This is a genomic window from uncultured Sphingomonas sp. (assembly GCF_964237335.1).
Classification (GTDB): Bacteria; Pseudomonadota; Alphaproteobacteria; order Sphingomonadales; family Sphingomonadaceae; genus Sphingomonas.
On record NZ_CAXSHM010000075.1, the window covers coordinates 1 to 6,353 of the forward strand.

Below are 6,353 nucleotides of genomic sequence, written 5' to 3' on the forward strand. Positions count from 1 at the left end.
CCGCAGAGAATGCGCAGATCGAGCCTGGCGATACGGTTGCGATCTGGGGCTGCGGCCCGGTCGGCCAGTTCGCGATCCGCTCTGCCCTTATGATGGGCGCCGGCCGGGTGATCGCGATCGACGAGGTGCCCGAGCGCCTCGCCATGGCCGAAGCCGGCGGCGCCGAGACGATCGATTTCAGCACGACGGATGTGTTCGACGAACTGCAGGCGCGCACCAAGGGTCGCGGGCCGGACAGCTGCATTGATGCGGTCGGTTGCGAGGCCGCGGGTCATGGTGCCGCCGACGCGGTCATGGACAAGGTGAAGGCGTCGGTGTTCCTCGCCACCGACCGCGTCCACGTGCTGCGCCAGGCGATCATGAGCTGCCGCAAGGGTGGCACGGTCTCCGTCCCGGGCGTCTATGTCGGCATGGGCGACAAGCTGCCGCTCGGCGCGGCGATGAACAAGGGACTGACGATCAAGCTGGGCCAGACTCACGTCCAGCGCTATACCAAGCCACTGTTGGAGAAGATCGAGGCAGGAGCGATCGACCCGAGCTTTGTCATCACCCACCCGGCCAGCCTTGAGGACGCGCCCGAGATGTACGCCAAGTTCCGCGACAAGCAGGACGGCGTCATCAAGGTCGTTATGCGACCGCACGGCTAGACGGCGCCACGGTGGTGTTTCCTTGCTGATACTTGGCGCGTGTGATTTCGCTTATTAAAGGTCGGACGCGCCAATGACGCACAAGCTGCCGCTCAGCCGCTCCAAGGCTTCCCTAAGCGCGACGTTCGTTCATGGCCAGCCGCTGCAGTCGCCGCTATGCGTCAGGCAAGTGATCATCACGGGAGCGGGCAGTATGGATGCTCTTAATGAAGCGGATTTCATCGTTCGGCAGCGCGAGCCATTTAATGCCGAGCCGCTCTCGGACCGTCTGATCGAGCACTACCTCACCCCGCAGTCGCTACTCTATGTGCGCAGCCACGGCGCGACACCCGACCTTGGCGGCGATCATGCGATCGAGTTCAGCGGCGTTGGCCTACGCCACGCCGTCTTCACACTTGCCGATCTGAAGGCCAGCTTTGCCGAGCGCCGCATCGTGTCTGCTATGCAGTGCGCAGGCAATCGCCGCGCGGACTTTCAGTCGGTTCGCAAGACCAACGGCGACCCGTGGGATGTCGGCGCGATTGGCAACGTCGATTGGACCGGCGTCAGCCTTGCGGACGTGTTGCATGAACTGGGCGTCGGTGACCGCCGCGACGGTCATATCGCCTGCACCGCCGCCGATGTGGACGAGGTCGAGGGCGAGACTCACCCCTACGGCATCTCGATCACGCTACAGCGCGCAATGGCAGGCGACGTGCTGATCGCTTGGGCGATCGGCGGCGAACCGCTGAGCCCGGCACACGGCGCACCCATGCGGTTGGTGGTGCCTGGCTATGCCGGGGTGCGCAGCGCCAAGTGGCTGACCCGGATCGAGCTGCGCGACGAGCCCAGCGATGCGCCGATCCAGGCCAAAGACTACAAGCTGTTCCCACCATATGAGGATGGTCGCGACATTGACTGGAGGACCGGGCTGGTGATCGAGGCCATGCCGGTCAACTCCGCCATCTGCGTGCCCCGCGACGGCGATACCGTCGACGCCGGCGTGCTCACGATCAGCGGCTACGCACTCGCTTATGGTCGCCGGGTCGCGCGTGTCGACGTGTCGCTCGATGGCGGCGGGCATTGGGTCAGGGCGCGGTTCGTCGACGGGGATGACGCACCGGACGCTTGGCAGCGCTGGCAGTGCGAGGCGGACTTGGCGCCCGGCCGTCACGAGTTGGTGGTGCGCGCCGTCGACGGAGCCGGACAGTTGCAGCCCGAGCATCCCAAAGACGTCTGGAACTTCGCCGGCTATCTCTCGACGGCCTGGCACCGCGTCACAGTCAAGGCGCGATAAGACCCAATTTCGGCCGTTCGCGGCTCAATGCTAGCTTTTCAGCTTCGGCCACTTATTCATGTCGGGACGCGCCGATCGGCCGGCAGATGCCTTCCTCCACCCCCCCCGGATTTCTCAATAGGGATCGTTCATCGGGGATCCGGGTGGTGTCAGGTTAAGCCGATCGGCTCGAATTGGGCGAACAGGTCGCGGGCATCCGGAAGCTTATGGAGCGGGACATACTCGCAAACAGCACCGTAGCGTTCCCACATGGCGAGCACGTCCGGGTTGGTATGGGCGGCGTTGATCGCGCCGTCCAGCCACTCTAAAACCTCCACGATGATCCCATCCTTCGATCGCATGACGAGCGTCGTGCGATCTGTCGCAAGACCAAGCCGGCGTAGTTCAGGCACATGGTCACGGGTGAGCGCCAGTAGCTCGTCCTCTTTCCCAGGCTTCGGCCGATACGCCACGATCACCATGTCACCCATGCGCTTTTCTCGATGCTGCCGGCAGCCACGAAGCCGGCCTGACCTTAACTGCTTATCAAACGGCCGCGACTGTCGAAAAAGGAGACGGCAAGCGATTTGCTCCACCGACTTGCCAAACCACCCTGCCGCTGCATGAGTGCGGCGGCATCGTCGGAGACCATCCCATTCTCAAGCTCGATCCGCTGCCCAAGGTCATCACCTTCGACTGCTACGGCACCTTGGTGCGATGGCATCATGCGGTGCGAAAGGCCGCTCGCCTGATCCTGGATCGGCACATGCCAGCCGGCGCTTCGCATGATCAGGTTGTCGCGTTCGCGGATCGCCTGCGTGCCATTGCAGTGGACCATCAGCAGCAACGCCCCTTTCGCGACTACGAAGCGGTGCTGCGCGCGAGCCTGGATCAAACGCTGTCCGAAGCCGGTTACGAAGCCTCAGCGTCGGACCTGCAATCGTTGCTCGCTATCCTGGGGAGGATCAATCCCCACCCCGAGGTGCCTGCCGCGCTAACCCGCCTGCGTGAACGCTATCAGGTCGCCATCATCAGTAACACCGGGGACAGCCTCATCGCCGGCACCGTGAGTGCGATCGGCACGCCCATAGATTACGTCGTCACGGCCGAGCAGGCCCAAGCGTATAAGCCAGATCACCGGCTGTTCCTTCACGCTTATGACACCATGGGCGTTTCCAAGGACGAGACCATCCATGTAGGCATGGGGCAGCTCACCGACTTAAAGGTCTGCCTGGAACTCGGCATTCAATCAGTCTGGATTGATCGGGAAGGTGAGCCCCTCGATCCCGCTTGGCACCCCAACGCAGTAATAAAGGACCTCTCCGAATTGCCAGACCTGCTGTTCTCGTCCTGACAATGCAGCCTCACCTCGCGCCAACGCTGATCAGTAACGCCGAATACGAGCAACCACAGCGTGAGCGATAGCTCTCCGAGTCGTTCGAGCGTGAACCGACCGCGGCAGTTTGAGGAGTGCCTGAAGATCCTGAAGACACGGTCGAGCCGATCCGCCAAACTGGGCTCGTGGCTTCCATGGAGACGGCAAGATGATCAAGGCTGTCCTGTTCGACATCGACGGCACGCTCGTCGACAGCAATGACCTTCATGTTGAGGCGTGGCATCAAATTTTCGCTGAAAGCGGTCATGAGATCGACCGTGCTCGTATCCACGGCCAGATCGGCAAGGGCGGCGACAACCTCGTGCCGGCGCTTCTGCCGGAGCTCGGGAAGCCTGAGCAAAAGACGCTGGCTGACGGGCATGGCAGGCTCTTCAAGCAGCTGTTCCTGGGGCGGGTGAAGCCTTTCCCCGGCGCGCGCGAGCTACTCGAGAGGGTACACGCCAAAGGGCGCAATGTCGTCCTCGCCTCGTCGGCGAGCCAGGAGGAGCTGGAGCACTACATCAACCTCCTCGATGTTGGGAACATTGTCGCGGCGACGACCAGCATCGACGACGTGAAGACGTCTAAGCCCGCGCCCGACATCTTCGCGGTCGCGCTCCGCAAGGCAGGAGTGGAGGCAGACAAAGCGATCGCCGTTGGCGACAGTCCGTACGACGTCAGGTCAGCCGCGAAGGCGGGTGTGTCGACCATCGCCCTCCTCTCCGGCGGGTTCGACGAGGCCGTGCTGGTGGAGGCGAGTGCGATTGGGATCTACGCCAGCACCCGCGATCTGCTGGCGCAGTTTGAGACCTCGAGGCTCGCCCGCTGAAATCCGAGGCAGAACTCACCCAGCGCCGCAGCCGCCCGGGATGGTGCCCGTGCTCGACCGCAACGTCAGGCGCATGCTCGACCGGACCCGGACAAAGAGGCTCAGCTCGCGCCAGCTTCGGTAATCCGCAACATATTGCGATGTCTTCGGAAACCCATGCCACCCTTTGGTGTTGAGCGTGCAACCAGGGGAGATCAGCCGTGACAGACACCACCCGCCGCCAAGTCATGACCGCTGCCACGATTGGCGCCGCCGCCGCGATCGCTGTGCCTGCCGCCGCCGCGGCGCAGACCGCCCAAGGAGCAGCGCCACGCGGCGGCAAGCAGAACCCGCGAGACAAGTATCCCAAGCCGCCGTTCGCCTCACAGTCGCAGCCTTGGCCCGGCCTTGCCAGCAAGATGGACCCGCGCCCCGACCATGGCGAGGTCAGCTATGTCGGCAGCGGCCGACTGAAGGGTCGCAAGGCGCTTATCACCGGCGGCGATTCCGGCATGGGTCGCGCCGCCGCTATCGCCTTTGCGCGTGAGGGTGCTGACGTCGCGATCAACTATTTGCCCGAGGAAGAAGCGGACGCGCGCGAGGTCGTCGACCTGATCCGCCGCGCCGGTCAGAAGGCTGCGCCGATCCCCGGCGACATCCGTACCGAAGTCTTCTGTCGCCAACTGGTCGAGCGGGCGATGTCAGCGCTCGGCGGCCTCGACACGCTGGTGATGAACGCCGGGCGGCAGCAGTCCATCCCCTCGCTCCTCGACGTCACCACCGAGGAGTTCGACCGCACGATGAAGACCAATCTCTACGCGCCGTTCTGGATCATCAAGGCGGCGCTACCGCATCTGGAGCCCGGCTCGGTCATCATCGGTACCACCTCCGAGCAGGCCTACGACCCCTCGCCCGACCTCTATGCCTATGCCCAGACCAAGGCGGCGACGATGAACTACGTGAAATCGCTTGCCAAGCAGCTCGGATCGAAGGGCATCCGCGTCAACGGTGTCGCGCCCGGCCCGATCTGGACGCCGCTGCAGATTTCGGGCGGGGCGCAGCCAGGTAAAGTGGTGACGTTCGGCGCGACCGCACCGCTCGGCCGACCGGGGCAGCCGGCTGAACTCGCCGGCATCTACGTCCGGCTTGCCGAGGACGACGGCAGCTATACGACTGGCAACATCTATGGCGCCGGCGGCGGCCAGGGTCAGCCATGAGCGTGAGGAGAACGACAATGCGCAAGACCGTCTGCCTCGTCGCGATCGTCGCGGCCCTCGCCTCCACATCGGCTGTGGGGCAGAAGGTGGGATCGGCCTTGACCCGCAACTATGTCGAGGCGGCGGCGCAGTCCGATGCCTTCGAAATGCTGGAGGCCGACACCGCCCTGACCCAGAGCGCCGACCCTCAGGTCCGCGCCTTTGCGCAGCAGATGCTGCGCGATCACGGCCAGATTGGTCAAGCACTGCGTCAGGCGACGGCGAGCGCTGGCGTCGAACCGCCACCGATGGGCACGGTCGGCGCAGACCTGGCACCGCTGCTCGGCGCGCTGCAGAGCCTGCGCGGGCCTGAGTTCGATCGCGTCTACTGGCGGCACCAGGCATTGGCGCACCGGTCGGCGCTCACGACGACACAGCACTACGCGGCGAATGGCGACACCCCTGCAGTCCGGCAGGCAGCGACGGCGGCGGTCCCGATTATCGCCGGGCACCTCGCCATGGCCGAGCAGATGCAGGCCAAGCTGGGTGGGTCCTAAACGTCAGCGCTGTTCTGACCACTTGTTCTGAGCTCGACCCGGAAGAAGTTATGACCCAATGCACGAAGCCGCTGCGCGGCAGTGGTATTGGCGGTGATGTAGTTCGCATGCGGTGAGGTTTGGTCCCGCGACGGCGGCAGACGATGGAGTTTCTTTAACGAGAGGAACTCTGTCATGGCGACGCTACCGACCGATCGACCCGTTACCCCGCTGCGTCAGCGGATGCTCGACGACATGGCGATGCGCCGCATGGGCTCGCGGACACAGCACGACTATGTTCGCCACGTCCGCGCCTTCGCAGGCTTCCTTGCCCGGTCGCCTGACACCGCGACCGCCGAGGATGTGCGGCAGTTCCAGCTTCACCAGCGCGAACACGGTGTCGGTGAAGGCACGATCAACGGATCGGTGTCGGCGCTGCGCTTCCTGTTCGGCGTGACGCTCGATCGAGCCGATCTGTCGCGTCGTCTGGTGCTGGCGCATCGTCCCCGGAAGCTGCCCGACGTGCTGAGCGTCGA

At 64.4% G+C, this 6,353-nt stretch carries 9 protein-coding genes; 7 read left to right on the top strand and 2 right to left on the bottom strand.

Annotated features, from left to right (window positions below; translation table 11 throughout):
* Nucleotides 1–647: zinc-binding dehydrogenase (locus ACFE65_RS17315; protein ID WP_375383605.1), on the top strand; the 647-nt coding region annotated here is incomplete at its 5' end.
* Between the two features lie 73 nt (nt 648–720).
* Nucleotides 721–1,923: a molybdopterin-dependent oxidoreductase gene (locus ACFE65_RS17320; protein WP_375383606.1), complete on the top strand. Its 1,203-nt coding sequence runs from the start codon at nt 721–723 to the stop codon at nt 1,921–1,923.
* 149 nt (nt 1,924–2,072) lie between these two features.
* Here ACFE65_RS17320 and ACFE65_RS17325 read toward each other — a convergent pair whose 3' ends face one another.
* Nucleotides 2,073–2,393 carry a hypothetical protein gene (locus tag ACFE65_RS17325; protein WP_375383607.1) on the bottom strand — a complete coding sequence of 107 codons (321 nt, stop codon included), beginning with the start codon at nt 2,391–2,393 and terminating at the stop codon, nt 2,073–2,075.
* A 44-nt stretch (nt 2,394–2,437) separates the two neighbouring features.
* Complete coding sequence (locus tag ACFE65_RS17330) at nt 2,438–2,749, bottom strand: hypothetical protein (protein ID WP_375383613.1); 312 nt, start codon at nt 2,747–2,749, stop codon at nt 2,438–2,440.
* On the opposite strand from ACFE65_RS17330, the gene ACFE65_RS17335 reads away from it, so the two are divergent.
* The 5 genes from ACFE65_RS17335 to ACFE65_RS17355 form a co-directional block, all read left to right on the top strand.
* On the top strand, nt 2,633–3,256 hold the full coding sequence (locus tag ACFE65_RS17335; RefSeq protein WP_375383608.1) for an HAD-IA family hydrolase: 624 nt from the start codon (nt 2,633–2,635) through the stop codon (nt 3,254–3,256). The two genes, ACFE65_RS17330 and ACFE65_RS17335, sit on opposite strands and share 117 nt — an antisense overlap.
* 190 nt (nt 3,257–3,446) lie before the next feature.
* Entirely contained in the window at nt 3,447–4,106 is a 660-nt protein-coding gene (locus tag ACFE65_RS17340; protein WP_375383609.1) for an HAD family hydrolase, read from the top strand.
* A 200-nt stretch (nt 4,107–4,306) separates the two neighbouring features.
* Nucleotides 4,307–5,302, top strand: coding sequence for an SDR family oxidoreductase (locus ACFE65_RS17345; RefSeq protein WP_375383610.1), 996 nt, complete (start codon nt 4,307–4,309; stop codon nt 5,300–5,302).
* Between the two features lie 17 nt (nt 5,303–5,319).
* The gene (locus ACFE65_RS17350) at nt 5,320–5,838 is read left to right on the top strand and encodes a DUF4142 domain-containing protein (RefSeq protein WP_375383611.1); all 519 of its coding nucleotides are present in this window, start codon (nt 5,320–5,322) and stop codon (nt 5,836–5,838) included.
* 174 nt (nt 5,839–6,012) lie between these two features.
* On the top strand, nt 6,013–6,353 hold a 341-nt coding region (locus tag ACFE65_RS17355; RefSeq protein ID WP_375383612.1), incomplete at its 3' end, for a phage integrase N-terminal SAM-like domain-containing protein.